We start from the raw sequence: 16,912 nt of genomic DNA, 5'->3' as shown, positions 1-16,912 counted from the left end.
CGGCCGCCGGCCGGGCCGCTGTCGCCGCTCAGTGCACGACCATCAGCGTGAACGGCCACACGTAGGCTTGCAGCGTGACGTACAGGCCCACCAGGCAGGCCAGCGCGATCGAGTGGAAGAACACGTAGCGCAGGATGTCGCCTTCATGGTTGAACCAGCGCGTGGCGGTGGAAGCCACCACGATGGACTGCGCGTCGATCATCTTGCCCATCACGCCGCCCGAGCTGTTGGCCGCGCCCATCAAATTGGACGACAGGCCCAGCTGCTCGGCCGCTACTTTCTGCATGCCGCCGAAGAGCACGTTGGACGCCGTGTCCGACCCGGTGAGCGCCACGCCCAGCCAGCCCATCAGCGTGCCGAAGAAGGGATAGAGCACGCCGGTGTTGGCGAAGGCCAGGCCCAGCGTGGTGTCGGTGCCCGAGTAGCGGGTGAGCGTGCCCAGCGCCAGCATCAGCACGATGGTCAGCAGCGAGTACTTCACCAGCCACAGCGTCTTGAAGAAGGTGCGCACGATGGCCACGGGGCTGTACTTCATCAGGAAGGCGCTCACCACCGCCGACAGCAGGATGCCGGTGCCGGTGGCCGACAGCAGGTTCAGCACGTAGACCGCGCCTTCCTTGGTGGGCTTGGGCACCACCGGCGGCATCTTCTCGACCAGGTTGTGCAGGCCGTTGATGGGGAAGGAAGGCGAGAACAGGCCGTTGAGCCAGGTCTTCACCGCGGGCAGGCCCCAGACGAACACGAACACCGACAGGATCAGCCAGGGCATCCAGGCGCGCATCAGCTCTTCACGGCTGTGCTGACGCACCGGCTGCGGCGGCTTGGCCTCGGCAGCGCTCGGGTCGTGGCCGCGCAGGGAGGGCGAGGTCCACACCTTCCTGGGCTTCCACACACGCAGGAAGGCCACCAGGCTGATCATGGAGACGATGGCCGCGATGATGTCCACCAGCTCGGGGCCGATGAAGTTCGACACCAGGTACTGCGGCACCGCGAAGGACACGCCGGTCACCAGGATGGCCGGCCAGATCTCCATCATGCCCTTGCGTCCGGCGAAGGCCCAGACCAGCCAGAAGGGCACCAGCAGCGAGAAGAACGGGAGCTGGCGGCCGATCATGGCCGTGACTTCCATCAGGTCGTAGCCGTGCACCTTGGCCAGCGTGATCACCGGCGTGCCCAGGGCGCCGAAAGCCACCGGCGCCGTGTTGGCGATCAGCGAGAGACCCGATGCCGCCAGCGGCGAGAAGCCCAGGCCGATCAGGATGGCCGCGGTCACCGCCACCGGCGTGCCGAAGCCGGCCGCACCCTCGAAGAAGGCGCCGAAGCAGAAGGCGATCAGCAGCAGCTGGATGCGCCGGTCCTCGGTCACGCCCGAGAGCGAGTCCTGCAGCACTGCAAAGCTGCCGTTCTGCTCGGTGAGCTGGTGCAGGAAGATGATGTTCAGCACGATCCAGCCGATGGGCAGCAGGCCGGTGAGCCCGCCGAACACCGCCGCGCGGCCGGCCATGTCCAGCGGCATGCCGTAGGCGAAGACGGCCACCAGCACGGCGGCCAGCAGGCCCATGCCAGCGGCGACGTGCGCCTTGATGTGGAAGAAGCCCAGGGCGGCCAGCATCACGACCACCGGGATGGCCGCCAGCGCCGTGGAAATGATCATGTTGCCGAAGGGGTCGTATATCTGCTGCCACGTCATGGCGGTGTCTCCGTTTCTTTGTGTTTGATGTTCGGAATGGGGGGCTTCTTCGGCCCCGGCCGTGAATGTAGGGCGCCCACCCTACGCCTGTCTTGAAGATTTTTCAGGCCGGCGTTGAGTTTTCTTCGTCGCCCGGGCGCACCGGCGCGCCCGCCCCCTGCACCAGCCAGTCGACGAAGGCGGCGCATTCCCAGCGCTCCAGCGTGCCGGGCTTCCAGCAGACGTAGTTGCCGTTGGGCGAAGGCACCGAGCGCGAGGACAGCCGGATGAGCCGCCCGCTGTCGAACCAGCCCGCGCCCATGTCCAGCCGCACCAGCGCCACGCCGAAGCCGGCCGCGGCGGCGTCGTAGACCAGGCCCAGGTCGTTGAACTGGGCGCCCACGTCGGGCTCGGGAAGCTGGAGGCCGCAGGCGGAGAACCAGTTGCTCCAGGGCTCCAGCGGGCTGCGGATCAGGCGGGTCTGGCTGACCTCGGAGAGCGTGCGGAAGCCGGTGAAGGGGCCGTGCTCGGCCAGGAAGTTGGGGCTGCAGGCGGGCGTGACCTCGCCCCTGGCCGCCAGCCGCGATTCGCGGTCGGCGTAGCCGCCGGCGCCGAAGCGCACTTCCAGGTCGGCGTCCTCGGCGATCACGTCCAGCAGCGGAATGGACACCTGCAAGGTCAGCTCCACCTCGGGGTAGGCGGTGCGGAAGGTCTCCAGCCGCGGCATCACGTAGGTGCGGGCGAAGGTGGGCGTGACGGCCACCTTCAGCCGCGTGGGCTGCTCGCCGCCGCGGCGCACCGGCAGGTGCTGCAGCGTGCCCAGGCCGGCGCGCACCTGCGCCAGGTAGGCCGCGCCCTCGGCCGTGAGCGCGAAGTCGCCGCGCGCGAAGAGGCGGAAGCCGATGTGCGCCTCCAGCTGGCGCACCCGGTGGCTCACCGCGCTCACGGTGACGCACAGCTCGTCGGCCGCGCGGCTGGCACTGCGCAGCCGCGCCAGCGTCTCGAAGGTGACCAGGCACTGGATGGGCGGGATGGCGCGGTAGGACATGGCCGTCAGCGCCACCCTAGTCGTCGAAGAAGGCCACCGGAAGGCCGGGCGCGTCCACCCGCCGATGGAGCACGCTGCCCGAGTCCGGCAGGCGTGCCAGCTCGGCCGGCGGGCGGCCGTGGCGCGCCGTGGTGAGGAAGAGCGTGCACAGGTCTTCGCCGCCGAAGCAGGGCATCGTGGGGCACATCGCCGGCACCGGCAGGGCATCGAGCAACGCGCCGTCGGGGCCCAGGCGCACCAGCTGCGCGCCCTCGTACATCGCGGCCCAGTAGTTGCCGCGCGCATCCACGCTCGCGCCGTCGGGGCGGCCGCCGTAGCCGGCCGGCTGCTCCACGGTCCAGCCCTCGGGCTTGGCGGCGAATCGGTGGAAGACGCGCTCGCCCTGCAGCGTGTTGGCCTGCGGCTCCCAGTCCCAGGCGCGCACCAGGTGCGTGGGGGTGTCGGCCCAGTACAGCGTGCGGGCGTCGGGCGAGAAGGCCAGGCCGTTGGCGGTGGTCACGCCCTCCTGCATCACCGCGAGCCGGGGCTCGCGCCCGCCACGGGCGTCCAGGCAGTAGAGCTTCGCGCTGGCCGCATCCTTGGCCTCGTTGATGCTGCCCACCCAGAGGCGCCCGTAGGCATCGCACTTGCCGTCGTTGAAGCGCATGGTGCGCACGTCGTGGTCGACGCGCACCACGGGCTGCAGCGCCCCGCCCCATTCATGCGCTCGGTAGATGCCGTCGCGCAGCGCAATCACCAGGCCGCCGCGCCGCGCCGGTGCGATGCAGCCGGGCTCGGTGGGCAGGGGCCAGCGTTCGATGCGCGGATCGGCGATGTCGCCGCGCGTGCGTAAGGCGGCGCGGCCGGGAATGTCGAGCCAGTAGAGCGATTGCTCCTGCGGATGCCAGAAAGGCGATTCGCCCAGCTCGCACTGCGAATTCGAAAGGGTCTGCCACATGGGCGCCTATTGTTGCGCGAGGGTGGGCGGCAGCCAAAAAAAAGTGCCCGCCGGAGCCGAGGCTCTGGCGGGCAAACATCCAAGTGGAGACTTGCAGTGATTGCTCTTTGTCGTCCCCGCGGCGGTGGTCGCCGCGGGGCGGAACGCTGTATCAGCGGTTGTAGGCGGTCTCGCCGTGCGAGGAGATGTCGAGGCCTTCGCGCTCTTCTTCTTCGCTCACACGCAGGCCGATGGTGAGGTCGGCGATCTTGAAGGCGATGAAGGCCACCACGCCGGACCACACGATGGTCAGCAGCACGGCCTTCAGCTGGATCAAGACCTGGTCGAGGATGCCGTTGGAGGTGACGGCTGCCGTGACCCAGTCGCCCACCAGGCCGGGGCCACCCAGCGCCTGGTTGTTGAACACGCCGGTGAGCAGCGCGCCGACGATGCCGCCCACGCCGTGCACGCCGAACACGTCCAGCGAGTCGTCCGCGCCCAGCATCTTCTTGAGGCCGTTGACGCCCCACAGGCAGGCGAAGCCGGCGACGAAGCCGATCACGATGGCGCCCATCAGGCCCACGTTGCCGGCGGCCGGGGTGATGGCCACCAGGCCGGCGACGGCACCGGAAGCGGCACCCAGCATCGAGGCCTTGCCGCGCATCAGCGCTTCACCGATGCACCAGGCCAGCACGGCAGCGGAGGTGGCGGAGAAGGTGTTCATGAAGGCCAGCGTGGCGCTGGTGCCTGCTTCGAGCGCCGAGCCGGCGTTGAAGCCGAACCAGCCCACCCACAGCAGCGAGGCGCCCACCATGGTCAGCGTCAGCGAGTGCGGGGTGAAGGCTTCCTTGCCGTAGCCGATGCGCTTGCCCACGCAGTAGGCACCCACCAGGCCAGCGACGGCAGCGTTGATGTGCACCACGGTGCCGCCGGCGAAGTCCAGCGCGCCCCATTGCCAGATCAGGCCGGCCTTGGCGTTCATCGCGTCGACCACGTCCTTGCTGGCATAGGCGTCCGGGCCCATCCAGAACCAGACCATGTGGGCGATGGGCGCGTAGCTGAAGGTGAACCAGATCACCATGAACAGCAGCACGGCCGAGAACTTGATGCGCTCGGCGAAGGCGCCCACGATCAGGCAGCAGGTGATGCCGGCGAAGGTGGCCTGGAAGGCCGCGAACAGCAGTTCGGGGATGTACACGCCCTTGCTGAACGTGGCGCCGGGCGCGAAGGTGCCGGTGGAGGCGTCGAAGATGCCCTTCATGAACAGCCTGTCGAAGCCGCCGATGAAGGAGTTGCCTTCGGTGAATGCCAGGCTGTAGCCGTAGATGAGCCACAGCACCACGATCATCGAGAAGGTGACCATGATCTGCATCAGCACCGACAGCATGTTCTTGCTGCGGACCAGGCCGCCGTAGAACAGGGCCAGGCCGGGGACGGTCATCATGATGACCAGCAGGGTGGAGACCAGCATCCAGGAGACGTCGCCCTTGTCGAACTTGGGTGCGGCCGGTGCGGCCTCGGCGGCGGCCGGTGCCGCGGCTGCGGGCGCCGCTGCGGCGGGAGCGGCCGCGGGGGCCGCAGCTGCGGCGGCGGGTGCCTCGGCAGCAGCCGGCGCGGCCGGGGCCTGGGCGAAGCTGGACACGCCGGCGGTGAGCACGCTCAGGCCGAGCGCGAGGGAAATGAGCAGTTTCTTCATTGGGATTCTTTCTTGCCTGCCTTGTGTTCAGAGCGCGTCGCGGCCGGTCTCGCCGGTGCGGATGCGCACGACCTGTTCCAGGTCGTAGACGAAGACCTTGCCGTCGCCGATCTTGCCGGTGCGGGCGGCGCCTTCGACGGCTTCGATGACGCGTTCGACCAGCTCGTCGGCCACGGCCGCTTCGATCTTCACCTTGGGCAGGAAGTCGACGACGTACTCGGCGCCGCGGTAGAGCTCGGTGTGGCCCTTCTGGCGGCCGAAGCCCTTGACCTCGGTGACGGTGATGCCCTGCACGCCGATGGCCGAGAGCGCCTCGCGCACCTCGTCGAGCTTGAAGGGTTTGATGATGGCTGTGACCAGCTTCATGGACGTTTCTCCTACAGATGTTCGAAGGGCGATGCCGGCGAGGGCACCGCCCTGGCGGCGATTACAGCGTCTTGGTCAGGGCCAGGATGAAGCGGGCCTTGTTGGGGTTGAGGGTCTTGCCGTCGGCACCCGTCACCTCGAAGGCGCTGCCCTTGTTGGCACCCTGCACGTAGGCGCCCAGCGCCAGCCCGGCGCCGAAGTCGTAGGCAGCGCCCACGTTGTAGTCGTAGTAGTTGGCCGCCGAGGTGTTGTCCTTGATGTCGGAGGAGAAGAAGGTGTAGCCCACCGCGGCCTTGAGCGTCAGCTTGGGGATCACCTCGTAGGCATAGCCCAGGTTCAGGTAGCCGGTGTTGCGGCCCGACAGGCCCGAGTTGGCCTTGGCGCCGGCCCAGTTGAAATAGTCGTCCGACACCGTGTGCGAGTACTTCAGGGTGAACGCGCCGAAGTCGCTGGCATAGGTGCCCGAGCCGTAGATTTCCCAGGTGTTGCCCTGCGTGGCGCCGGGGTAGATGTAGCCCAGCGTGCCCACGTCCCAGTCGAGGCCGGCGCCCTTGAACTTGTAGCCGCCGTACACGTCCATCTCGATGCTGTTGCCGTCCAGCCAGTTGACGCTGGAGTTCCAGTTGCCGATGTAGAAGCCGCTCTCGTGGGCGTAGTCGAAACCACCCTGGATGGCCGGCTTGACCGCGCTGGTCTTGAAGTTGCCGTTGCTGCCCAACACGTCCTGGTCCTGGCCGCGGAACTTGTAGTTGGTGGTCAGCGTGACGTTGGCCGTGATCGGGGAGGTCTCCGGCGCAGCGGCCGCAGTCTGGGCCAGCGCGGAATTCGAGACGGTCAGCGCGGCTGCCAGGGCGGCCAATGCCAGAGCGGATTTGCGGTGCATCATTCGGGGGACTCCTCGGTTTGGATTGGTGGTGGTTTGTGAGACAACCCTCCAAAGCAGGGAGCGTGCCAAAGTGTGTCAAAGCATTCACACTAAGAGCACCGGCGGTCATGAACTAGGTCTGAAAAAAATACAAGATGCCATCTGGTGCGCGCAATGTCGCACCAAAGTGGTGATAGGGAGGAATATGAGTCTGTCTTTGGTGCAAAGCCGCGCTTTGCTGGGCCTGGAAGCGGCTTCCGTGACCGTCGAGGTGCATCTGGCCAACGGTTTGCCGAATTTCACCCTGGTGGGTCTGGCCGAGGTGGAAGTGAAGGAGGCGCGGGAGCGGGTTCGCTGCGCCATCCAGAACGCGGGGTTGGAATACCCCAACAACAAGCGCATCACCGTGAACCTGGCGCCCGCGGACCTGCCCAAGGACTCCGGGCGCTTCGACCTGCCCATCGCGCTTGGCATCCTGGCGGCCAGCGGCCAGGTGGACGCGCAACGGCTCGCGGGCCACGAGTTTGCCGGCGAGCTTTCCCTGTCAGGCGAACTGCGGCCGGTGCGCGGCGCGCTGGCCATGGCGATGGCCCGGGCCGCCGCGCCGGGGCCTGCGTCGGCACGGCTGGTGCTGCCGCAGGCCAGCGCACTGGAGGCGGCCCTGGTGCCCGGCACCGAGGTGTACGGCGCGCGGCATCTGCTGGATGTGGTGGCCCAGTTCCTGCCCGAGGGCGCGATGCCGCCCGACGGGGCGCAGGACTCGGGCTGGTCGCGCATCGAACCCCCGGCCGCGGCCGGCATGTCGCAATTGCTGCCGGACCTGTCGGACGTGAAGGGCCACGCGGCCGCCAAGCGGGTGCTGGAGATCGCCGCCGCGGGCGGGCACAGCGTGCTGATGGCCGGCCCGCCGGGCTCGGGCAAGTCGATGCTGGCGCAGCGCTTCGCCGGGCTGCTGCCTCCGATGAGCCCGCAGGAGGCATTGGAGAGCGCCGCCATCGCCAGCCTGGCCGGGCGCTTCCGTGCCGAGCAATGGATGCAGCGGCCCACGGCCGCGCCGCATCACAGCGCGAGCGGGGTGGCGCTGGTGGGCGGCGGGTCGCCGCCGCGTCCGGGCGAGATTTCGCTGGCGCATCACGGAGTCCTGTTCCTCGATGAACTTCCGGAATTCACCAGGTCCGCCCTGGAGGCTTTGCGAGAGCCATTGGAGACCGGCCACATCACCATCGCCCGGGCCGCCCGGCGTTCCGAGTTCCCGGCGAAGTTCCAGTTGATCGCGGCCATGAACCCCTGCCCCTGCGGCCACCTGGGCTCGCGGCTGCGCAATTGCCGCTGCACGCCCGATCAGGTTGTTGAGAGTCAAAGTAGTTGCGCTTTGGTCAAAGTTATTGACGGGGCGCCTAAACCCTGCGCCTGAATCCCACAACCGCGGAAAACCTCCCCAAATTTGGGGGCAGTAAGTGGGTAGGCCACGTGATCGATTGCACGGGGTTTCATGCAATTCCATACAAAATGCCGGCTACGAAGGGGATGCACTCGACCTGTTCTAAACGGGCCACGCTGGGTAAGAACAATGGGCAGAAGAAGAAAATCGAGTCCGCTGGAGGATCTACTGGAACTGGTTGCGATGCTGCCCTGGTGGGGCGGCGTCGTCCTTGCGCTGGTCGCCTATCTGATCCTCCACCGCTGGGCACAGCCGGTGACGACGGCCTTTCACCCAGGAAGCGTGGCTACGACTGCTGTCCGAAGTGCCGGAGCCAGCCTCGCTGGATATGCGCAGTACATCGTCCCGGTCTTGTGCCTTGTCGGCGCGGGTATGTCGGCCTGGCGCCGCAGAACCCGTCAGGCGCTCGTCGGCAGCGTCACACAGGCCGAGACCGCGAGTGCGCTCGATGGGATGTCGTGGCGCCAGTTCGAACTGCTCGTTGGCGAGGCGTTTCGACTGCAAGGGTTTCGCGTACTTGAAGCAGGTGGCGGGGGTCCCGATGGCGGCGTAGATCTCGTGCTGATCAAAGGCGGGGAGAAATTCTTTGTCCAGTGCAAGCAATGGAAGGCCTATAAGGTCGGCGTCGATGTGGTGCGGGAGCTGTATGGCGTCATGGCCGCACGAGGAGCAACGGGCGGGTTCGTTGTGACCTCAGGCACGTTCAGCGGTGACGCGAGAGACTTCGCGCGTGGTCGCAACTTGCATTTGATTGACGGAGCAAAGCTGTTCGGACTTCTCATCAAGGCAAAGACTTCGATAGGCGCGCGGCCAGAGCCAGCTGCCGCCGCACATCGCGAATCCCAATGGGCGCCGGCTCCAGGTCTTCAATGCCCCTCTTGTGGAGCTGAGATGGTGAAGAGAACTGCGAAGCAGGGCCGCAATGTTGGCCAGACCTTCTGGGGGTGCTCGACCTACCCCGCATGCAAGGGCATTCGTAAACTCGTTTAGGCCTACTGCTGCAATCGGCCCAACAGCTTCGCTGATGGCCCGCGACCCTCAATCGAATATCTATCTCTTGGCCCGCATGAAGGAGGCCGTTGAAAACCATGGATTTTGACAAGTACCTAGCCGCGATCGACAAAGCATTGAAGCTCGGAAATGCGACTGAGCATACTCATCGACCTGCGCTCAAGGAGCTCCTCGAAGCGGCGGGCAAAATTGTCGCGACAAATGAGCCAAAGCGTATTGACTGCGGGGCTCCAGACTACATTATTACCAAATCAAATGCTGCTGCCACTCCGATCGGATACGTAGAGGCTAAGGATGTGGGCAAGGACCTCAGCGCCGTTGAAAAGGACAGTCAACTCAAGCGATATCGCGCCAGTCTGCGAAACTTGGTGCTCACTGATTACTTGGCATTTCGACTGTATCGAGACGGCGAACTAATCGCCAGCGCGCAACTCGGAAAGTGGAACGGCGCGACGATAATCCGCATTCCGGAGGAGTTTGACGCAGCAAAGCAGTTGCTTCAGACGTTCATCACCTCCGGACTTCCCGTCGCCACGAGTCCGCGAGACTTGGCTACTCGTATGGCGCAAATGGCGCGATTGATTCGGGACTTGATATCCAAGGCGTTCGAACTAGAGAACGGCCACGGCGATTTCAACGCCCAATTTGAGGGTTTCAAACGTGTGTTGTTCGGCGACGAGTTGGAGCCGGAACAGTTTGCGGACATGTATGCGCAGACTATATGTTACGGCCTCTTCGCTGCCCGCTTTAATCACGAGCCAGGCACGCCTTTCACCCGCCAGGGCGCGGCATACGACCTACCCAAGACCAACCCGTTCCTAAGGCAGCTCTTTGCCAGTATTGCTGGAGCGGAATTGGATGAGCGTATCGCTTGGGCAGTAGACGACTTGGCCGACCTCCTCGACCATGCAGACATATCTAAAGTGCTTAAGCACTTCGGTAAAGCATCGAAGCGTCGAGACCCTGTTGTCCACTTTTATGAGACTTTCCTCGCTGAATATGATCCTGCGCTTCGCGAGCAGCGGGGGGTGTACTACACCCCAGAGCCGGTCGTCGGCTACATCGTCCGTTCGGTCGACAGAGTGCTGCGCGACGTCTTCGGACTTGGCCAGGGCCTTGCAGATTACAGCAAGGTGGAAGTAGAAAGACCAACTGGAAAGACCAACAAGAAGGGCGTTCCTCTCAAGGAAAAGGTGCTCACACATCGAGTCCAGATATTGGACCCTGCCGCTGGTACTGGAACGTTCCTGTTTAACGTAGTCGACCAAATTCACCATGCTTTTGCAGGCAACGAAGGAATGTGGCCGAGCTACGTTGCAGAGCATCTCTTGCCGCGCATCTACGGCTTTGAGTTGCTTATGGCACCCTACGCTGTGGCTCATATGAAGCTTGGCGTTCAACTTCGCGAAACGGGTTATGACTTCGCCAGCAACGAGCGACTTCGTGTTTTCCTAACAAATACCCTTGAGAAAGCGCACGAGTTGGCAGGTCTTCCGCTCTTTACTCAATGGCTTTCAGCTGAAGCCTCACAGGCAAGCGAGGTAAAACAATCCACCCCAATTATGGTCGTTGTCGGCAACCCGCCCTACTCAGGCCATAGCGTGAACAAAGGAGCTTGGATTCGGGAGCTCATGGACGAGTACAAGAAGAGCCCGGCTCTCTTGAAGCCTGGACAAGCGAAATGGCTTTCAGACGACTATGCGAAGTTCATTCGCTTCGCACAGTGGCGCATTGACCAAACAGGCCATGGGGTACTCGCCTTCGTCACCAACAATCGATATCTGCAGAACGCCACCTTTATGGATATGCGGGCGAGCCTTCAAAAGAGCTTCGACGACATCTTTATCCTTGACCTAAAGGGCAGCACGAAGGCTCAGGACGTTGGTGAAAACGGCACGAAGGACGAGAACGTCTTCGATATTCAACAGGGGGTCTCGATCGCGGTGATGGTGAAGCGTCCAGTGCGCGCCGACAAGCAGACCGTTCGCCACTTCAGCATTACGGGCTCGCGTCAGGACAAATACGAGTGGCTTGACGCGCACGACATCGCCGATACACCTTGGGCGTTGCTCGACCCCATTCCTCCTCAGCGGCTTTTCGTTCCCTACGACGACACCAACGTCAAGGAATTCCATAGCTACAAGTCGCTGCCCGAAATCTTCAATCAGAACTCCAAAGACCCAGCGCCTGGCATCGTTACTACTCACGACCAGTTCGCAATTTCGTGGTCAGCCGACGAGGCGAAGGCAAAGGTTCGGGCCCTAATTGCGACCGAGTCGGAAGGAAAGGCAAGAGAACTCTGGCGCCTCTGCAGGACTAATCAATGGAGCTATGCGGAAGCGAAAAAGGCCCTTAGCAAGGACAACTCTTGGGAGCAAAACGTTCGCCCCATTGTCTATCGCCCGTTTGATACGCGGTGGACTGTTTACGACTCAAACGTGGCAGTCCATCGGCGCGAGAGGGTCTCACAACACATGCTGGACGGAGAGAACATTGCGCTTGGCTCGACGCGAGCAATCGACATCGCTGTGGGCTGGGAGCATGCATTCGTTGTTGATAAGCTCTTTACGCACCACACGGTCTCGCTCAAAGAGGTCAACTACCTCTACCCCCTGTATGTCTACCCTTTGCCTGAAGCGCAGCCTTCCTTGGGTGAGAAGGACACCGCCCTTGAGGTAAAGCGCAGAGCAAACTTGGATCCAGCACTAGTGGACGAGCTCGCGCTGGGGTTTGGATTCGAGTGGTTGCCCGAGGGCGGTGGCGACCTCGCCGCTTCGTTCGGCCCTGTAAACGTGTTCCACTACATATACGCGGTGCTGTTCTCGCCGACGTATCGTGACAGATATGCAGATCCGCTTAAGCGTGAGCACCCGAGAGTGCCATTCACTTCAGACAAGAAAGTGTTCAAGAGCCTCTGTCAGTTAGGCGAAGAGTTGGTTTCTCTTCATACGCTGAAATCGGACTCGGATACTGGCACGATCTCCTTCCCAGTTGCTGGGACCAACCTCGTCGAAGCGGTTAGCTTCCAGCTTGCTGAATCAACCGAGCAAGCGAATGCTGCAGTCGATGAGAGCGCAGCGGCCGATGATCTTTCCTTTGACAAAGTGGGGCGTGTCTACATCAATGAAGGTCAATTCTTTGACGGGGTTTCGCAAAGCGTCTGGAGCTACCGAGTTGGTGGGTACACCGTTGCTAGGAAGTGGTTGGGGGACCGCGTAGGCAGAGCTTTGACGTTCGAGGACCTCGGAACCTATAAGAGGATTCTTGTGGCCCTTAAGCGGACTATGGAAATCGAAGTCCTCGTTGACGCGGCGATTCCTGCATGGCCTCTCGCCTGACTGGCTTGCCAGCTCAAGGTAGCGAATCGAGGGACCAGTTGAGAAATAATTGGCTAGGCCTGCGCCTTGCGCCTTTGCTGCTACTTGTCGGTTGCGCTGCATCGACAGCGAGCCTGCAATCGGCGTCCTCCGGCGCAATCGGCTGCCGTCCAGACGACATCTCTGTCGCGGCCTACCGGTTGAATATGTACACGTCCTCTTGGACCGCCATGTGCAATGGCAAGGTCTATTTCTGCTCGGGATCCGACACCCTCAAGCAAGGAACCAGCTGCAAGCAAGCACAAGAGCGATGACGCCGCGAGGCGCTTGCACACAACCAGCGAGACGACGATGAGCGATTGGGATTTTCTTCACGAGATGCGGGACCGTGGCTACAGCGCAGAGGAAATCAATGACGCTGCAGGCGCTGGCTATGCGCCTTGGCACGAGGAGTACGTAAGCAGGGAGTGGATCGATGCTCAGCTTGAGGACGAACCTGAGGACGATGCCTCATCGGTTCAGCCCTTTCAGAGTCGGGAGGGCTTTCCCTTTAGCGTGCTAAAGCAAGCTCAGATCCTGGAAGACCTGGTCGACTGCGCAAGGCGCCACTTCGAAAACACAGGTAGGTACTTGCAGGTGTGGGGCGAGCTGGGCGAGATCTACGCTGAAATCAAGTTCGGGCTGCGCCGTCACGCGACGCACTCGCCGGGCTCGGACGGCACCATTGCCGGACGGCTTGTGGAGGTCAAGACCATCTCGCCTGAGAAAGCCGGCGACGAGGTACACGTCAAGAGCCAAGGCAGCTTTCAGCAGTTGCTCATCGTTCGCATTGATCGAGACTTCCAATTCCGAGGTCGCCTCTTTGACAGAAGCGAGCTGAAGGGCGGAGCGGGTAAGTTCCTCAAAGGGCGATTCGAGGCGCTTTGACCCGAGACGGCCCGCTGTTCTCAAGACACTGCACGACGATCTTGATGACGCGTTCTGCAGGCCTACGGCTGGCCTGACCTTAACTTGGCCGCCGACACCGATACCTTGCTTCAACGGTTAGTGCTGTTGAACTTCCGTAGAGCCGATGAGGAGGCGGAGGGAACCGTTCGTTGGCTGCGCCCTAGCCGCTTTGGTTAATGGCCAGAAGGCAGTCGCGCGATCATTGGCGCCGGAACGTGCCGATCCCATTGCGCCACTTTGACGGCCTACGACGGGGCCTAAACGCGGGGTCGCGAACTGTGCTGAAACTGCAGCTGTTTCGCCGAGAGAGCGGATGCGCCCATCAACCTACACACCGGCGAGCGTCCTCAGGCGCTTGATGACCAGCTCGGCTCGACCGTCGGGGAACATCCACTCCAGCCGATCGACAAATGTCTCGTCCGCCAAGTACCCGTCGATTTCCTCTTGAACAAACATTCTTACCGCCTCAGGTGCGGAGGCGAGTTCCGTAAGCAACTCTTCCCGGCCATCGACGATATTCAGAATGTCCTCCATATCATGATGCAGGTAGTCCTGCTCACCCCGACTGTTGAACGATTCGAGTTTGGTGGCCACAAAGAAGGGAGCCGTGATTATGTGGATCGCATCCCCACTTGGCAGCACTACTTTCTGTGGCGCCTTGACCGCTTCCGCGTACCACCGATTCACTGAGTGCCCAAGGACCTCTTGGCTTGGCATCACATCCAGAATTAGCTCGCCCTTCCGCCAGCGACACATGTGCTCAGCAGTGTGATCCTCAGAGAATCCGGTTTTTTTCAAAGGCTCCAGCGCCTTGTAGTAGTCAACGAATGATGTCACCTCCGTGACCATATCGACGTCTGCCGTTTGACGTACTGACGGCCGGCCCGTATCGGTAATCAGTAGGCCCACAGCGCAGCCGCCGACCAACATGAACTCCTCGCGCAGATTGCCCAGGGCATGCGCCACAAGACTCACGACCGACAGGTTTGGGTCTTCGTTCATCAGAGTCTCCATTTCAGTTCCTCTACCGCAATCTCTCGCTCTCTGGCCGCACCAACCCTGATAGCGTCCACAAGTGCCAACACCTCGTACAGCGACTGATCGTGAAGTGCGACCCTGGGCACGGCAGGATGGAGCGGAATCAACTCAAATCCGTATGTCTTCCCCTCCGGATGTGGCCAGACAGGCACCAAGGCATTCGTGCTTTCAAAGTGCGAGGCAAGAATGGGCGCTCCAATCGCAGTGGGAACGCCTCTCGTTGAGCGACCGAGTGCACCCGGGAACGCGTACTTCACGCCGTGCACGGCGAACTCCTGCAATGCAGGACGTATCGCTCTGAGCGAGCCTGAAGAGCGGCTGAGCAGTTTGGCTAGCACTGCGCGCTGAAGCCCCGCATGAACTGTTGATACCGATACCCCAAACTCTTCAGCCAGTTGAGAGATCAGGTAGTCCTGCTCCTTGTTGACAGCGATCTTGACCGCGAGAACGAAGTCGAACGGCTTTATAGAGTCCTGCTTGTCGTGTGCCATACGTCAAGGTTAGCAGGTCGCGGCCGACAGGCGGTTTCGGGTTTCGCGAAAACAGAACGACTGGCACTTCTACTTCTTTTCCAACCGATTCGGTTTTCGCGAAATCCGAATACGCATGCAGGTCATGTGTATGTCACGAGCGATGAGCCTTTAACCCGTTACCTCGCATTCACATGCTTCATGAGTATATGGATCAAGTATTGACCCGAAGTAGACGACGAGTTATACTCCAACCTCTAGAGCTAGGAGCGAGTATGGCGGCTACAGATTTGTCTCCCCGTAAGAAGAGTCCCCGTGCGCCTTCAATCCCGCTGGACGAGGCCATAGAGAAAGCCCTCAAGGTCTATGACAGGGAGCGACTTCATCCGGCACCGACGGACGTAGTAGCTCAGCATATGGGTTACAAAGACGCCAACAACGGGCGAGCTTTAGGTGCCTTGGCATCGCTCAGATACTACGGTCTGGTAGAGCGCCACAGTAACGGCCTGCTCAGCGTCACTAAGGACGTCGAGAACTACAAGTTCGCTCCCACAGGGGAAATGAGCCGAGCATACCTTCGACGGTTCCTCGCTGCTCCGCCGATCTTTGCGGAGCTTCTTGACCGCTACTCTTCCGGGTTACCGTCCGATGGCAACCTGAGGTATGAACTCATACAGCGGGACTTTCTTCCCAGTACCGCAGAGAGCCTGGTCGGCATTTTCCGCAGATCAGCTGAGTTCGCGCAGGCACTTGGTCAGCGTGCCGCTGAGGAGCCCGGCCCTCAGCCTGTCGCGACAGACGAAGAAGAAGAGGTTGCCGTACAAGTGGCGCAGTCCATGTCTGTCGCCAATTCTCGAGCTCAGCCCCCGAAGGATGACCGGGTGATTGACGAATCGAGCCACGACCGTATCCCCGTGAGACTTTCCGGTGGTAGACGAGCATGGTTGCTCATTCCGCATGAGTTTCATGAAGCAGACAAAGCCCGGCTCAAAGCCCAAATAGATCTGCTTCTAACGGAAGACGAGGAACTTTAAGGCTACGCGAAATCCCGTGCGGAGGTTAGACCGAATTGCGCCGCTGTCCTGGAAGCCCCCGAAGCTCCTGCGTGGGGCTCGTACTTACTTTGTCGCAAAGCAGGCAAAGGAGGAGCCGACCCGGCATCACAATCCGATCAATGAACGTCGTCTTCGTACGTCACGGAGAAAGCACAGGGAACGCGGGACTTCCCACCAACGATCTTTCATCGATTGAGCTCACTGAGCAAGGGGTGGCCCAAGCGCGTTCCATCGCGTTGGGCTGGTCCGAAAGTCCAGACGTGATTGCTACCTCGCCGTACCTGCGAACGAAGCAAACTGCGGCCCCGTCAGCTTCTCGGTTTCCCAATGCGGCAGTGCACGTTCTGCCCATGGAGGAGTTCACTTATCTAGAGCCGTCCCGCTGGAACGGGACCTCCCGGTCGTCACGACTTCCGCACATCGAGGCGTTCTGGTCGACCGCCGATCCAATGTATTGCGATGGACCAGGCGCTGAAAGCTTCAGTACGTTGCTGCTGCGCGTCCAAACTACCCTCGGGAGACTGAACGTGCTCCCGCAAGAGTCACTCGTGTACGCCTTCAGCCACGGTCAGTTTATGCAAGCGATGCGCCTTCGCCTCATGCACCCGACCTGGAGCTCGAAACAGCTCATGGAGCACTTCTGGACGTTCGACAAGGACAACCCGATACCCAACTGCGGTCTGATCTACACCACGAGATCCGCGAAGCGAATCTGGAAACTCCTGGAGCCTCCCACCTCCGGCGCCTAGTGGCAAAGCAGGCGCGCCGTTCGGCCAGCAAAGACCGTAGGCCGATCGATCGGTGGGCGCGTCCGGCTGCTCCGGATCGGCATAAAGGCCCATGCAAGTCGTGTTTTCCGCGGCGCTTCAACTCGCATTTAGGGCAGATCGATCCCGAAGACATGGGGCGGACGCTGCCTACATTGACCCAAAATTTGCGCAGAACAAGATGCAAAAGCGTCAATTTGATGCATAGAGTGTTGATTTCCATCTAGAAGTGACCCACTAACCCCGGCGATTTCCATCTAAATCTGACCCACGTAAGAACCCTAACCTGCTGCTTTTAGTGGCAG

Annotated in this window: 13 protein-coding genes and 1 pseudogene; 6 read left to right on the top strand and 8 right to left on the bottom strand. The window is 62.0% G+C overall.

Annotated elements, in window-relative coordinates; genetic code table 11:
- Positions 1-28 precede the first annotated feature (28 nt).
- From BM345_RS25510 to BM345_RS25480, 6 genes are all read right to left on the bottom strand, one after another.
- Positions 29-1,690: an L-lactate permease gene (locus tag BM345_RS25510; RefSeq protein ID WP_093385451.1), complete on the bottom strand. Its 1,662-nt coding sequence runs from the start codon at positions 1,688-1,690 to the stop codon at positions 29-31.
- A 103-nt stretch (positions 1,691-1,793) separates the two neighbouring features.
- On the bottom strand, positions 1,794-2,717 hold the full coding sequence (locus BM345_RS25505) for a LysR substrate-binding domain-containing protein (protein WP_093385666.1): 924 nt from the start codon (positions 2,715-2,717) through the stop codon (positions 1,794-1,796).
- 16 nt (positions 2,718-2,733) lie between these two features.
- Positions 2,734-3,654, bottom strand: a complete 921-nt coding sequence (locus tag BM345_RS25500; protein ID WP_093385448.1) for an SMP-30/gluconolactonase/LRE family protein — start codon at positions 3,652-3,654, stop codon at positions 2,734-2,736.
- 151 nt (positions 3,655-3,805) lie between these two features.
- Complete coding sequence (locus BM345_RS25495; RefSeq protein WP_175545151.1) at positions 3,806-5,329, bottom strand: ammonium transporter; 1,524 nt, start codon at positions 5,327-5,329, stop codon at positions 3,806-3,808.
- Between the two features lie 27 nt (positions 5,330-5,356).
- A complete protein-coding gene (glnK, locus tag BM345_RS25485) occupies positions 5,357-5,695 on the bottom strand; it encodes a P-II family nitrogen regulator (RefSeq protein WP_093385440.1) in 339 nt (112 codons plus the stop codon).
- A gap of 61 nt (positions 5,696-5,756) precedes the next feature.
- Positions 5,757-6,581: a TorF family putative porin gene (locus BM345_RS25480; RefSeq protein ID WP_093385437.1), complete on the bottom strand. Its 825-nt coding sequence runs from the start codon at positions 6,579-6,581 to the stop codon at positions 5,757-5,759.
- 184 nt (positions 6,582-6,765) lie between these two features.
- Between BM345_RS25480 and BM345_RS25475 the strand changes: the two are divergent.
- The 4 genes and pseudogenes from BM345_RS25475 to BM345_RS25460 all read left to right on the top strand — a co-directional run.
- Positions 6,766-7,908, top strand: a pseudogene (locus tag BM345_RS25475) (YifB family Mg chelatase-like AAA ATPase); the annotation flags it as partial.
- 222 nt (positions 7,909-8,130) lie between these two features.
- A complete protein-coding gene (locus BM345_RS25470; protein ID WP_093385432.1) occupies positions 8,131-8,991 on the top strand; it encodes a restriction endonuclease in 861 nt (286 codons plus the stop codon).
- Between the two features lie 98 nt (positions 8,992-9,089).
- Positions 9,090-12,350 (top strand): type ISP restriction/modification enzyme, encoded by a 3,261-nt coding sequence (locus BM345_RS25465; RefSeq protein ID WP_093385429.1) that lies wholly within the window; start codon positions 9,090-9,092, stop codon positions 12,348-12,350.
- Between the two features lie 330 nt (positions 12,351-12,680).
- Positions 12,681-13,256: a hypothetical protein gene (locus tag BM345_RS25460; RefSeq protein ID WP_093385664.1), complete on the top strand. Its 576-nt coding sequence runs from the start codon at positions 12,681-12,683 to the stop codon at positions 13,254-13,256.
- A 348-nt stretch (positions 13,257-13,604) separates the two neighbouring features.
- On the opposite strand, the gene BM345_RS25455 is transcribed toward BM345_RS25460, so the two are convergent.
- Positions 13,605-14,279 carry a hypothetical protein gene (locus BM345_RS25455; RefSeq protein WP_093385426.1) on the bottom strand — a complete coding sequence of 225 codons (675 nt, stop codon included), beginning with the start codon at positions 14,277-14,279 and terminating at the stop codon, positions 13,605-13,607.
- Positions 14,279-14,806, bottom strand: a complete 528-nt coding sequence (locus BM345_RS25450; protein ID WP_093385424.1) for a hypothetical protein — start codon at positions 14,804-14,806, stop codon at positions 14,279-14,281. The genes BM345_RS25455 and BM345_RS25450 overlap by 1 nt, the downstream gene beginning before the upstream one ends.
- Before the next feature lie 395 nt (positions 14,807-15,201).
- Between BM345_RS25450 and BM345_RS29890 the strand changes: the two genes are divergently transcribed.
- Both BM345_RS29890 and BM345_RS25445 read left to right on the top strand, forming a co-directional pair.
- A complete protein-coding gene (locus BM345_RS29890; protein WP_175545150.1) occupies positions 15,202-15,819 on the top strand; it encodes a hypothetical protein in 618 nt (205 codons plus the stop codon).
- Between the two features lie 140 nt (positions 15,820-15,959).
- Positions 15,960-16,589 carry a histidine phosphatase family protein gene (locus BM345_RS25445; RefSeq protein WP_093385421.1) on the top strand — a complete coding sequence of 210 codons (630 nt, stop codon included), beginning with the start codon at positions 15,960-15,962 and terminating at the stop codon, positions 16,587-16,589.
- Positions 16,590-16,912 lie beyond the last annotated feature (323 nt).

The sequence above is a fragment of the Variovorax sp. OV329 genome, from assembly GCF_900114785.1.
Lineage (GTDB): Bacteria > Pseudomonadota > Gammaproteobacteria > Burkholderiales > Burkholderiaceae_C > Variovorax.
Note: the sequence above shows the minus strand (reverse complement) of the source record. Positions and strands in the feature narration are given on the sequence as shown.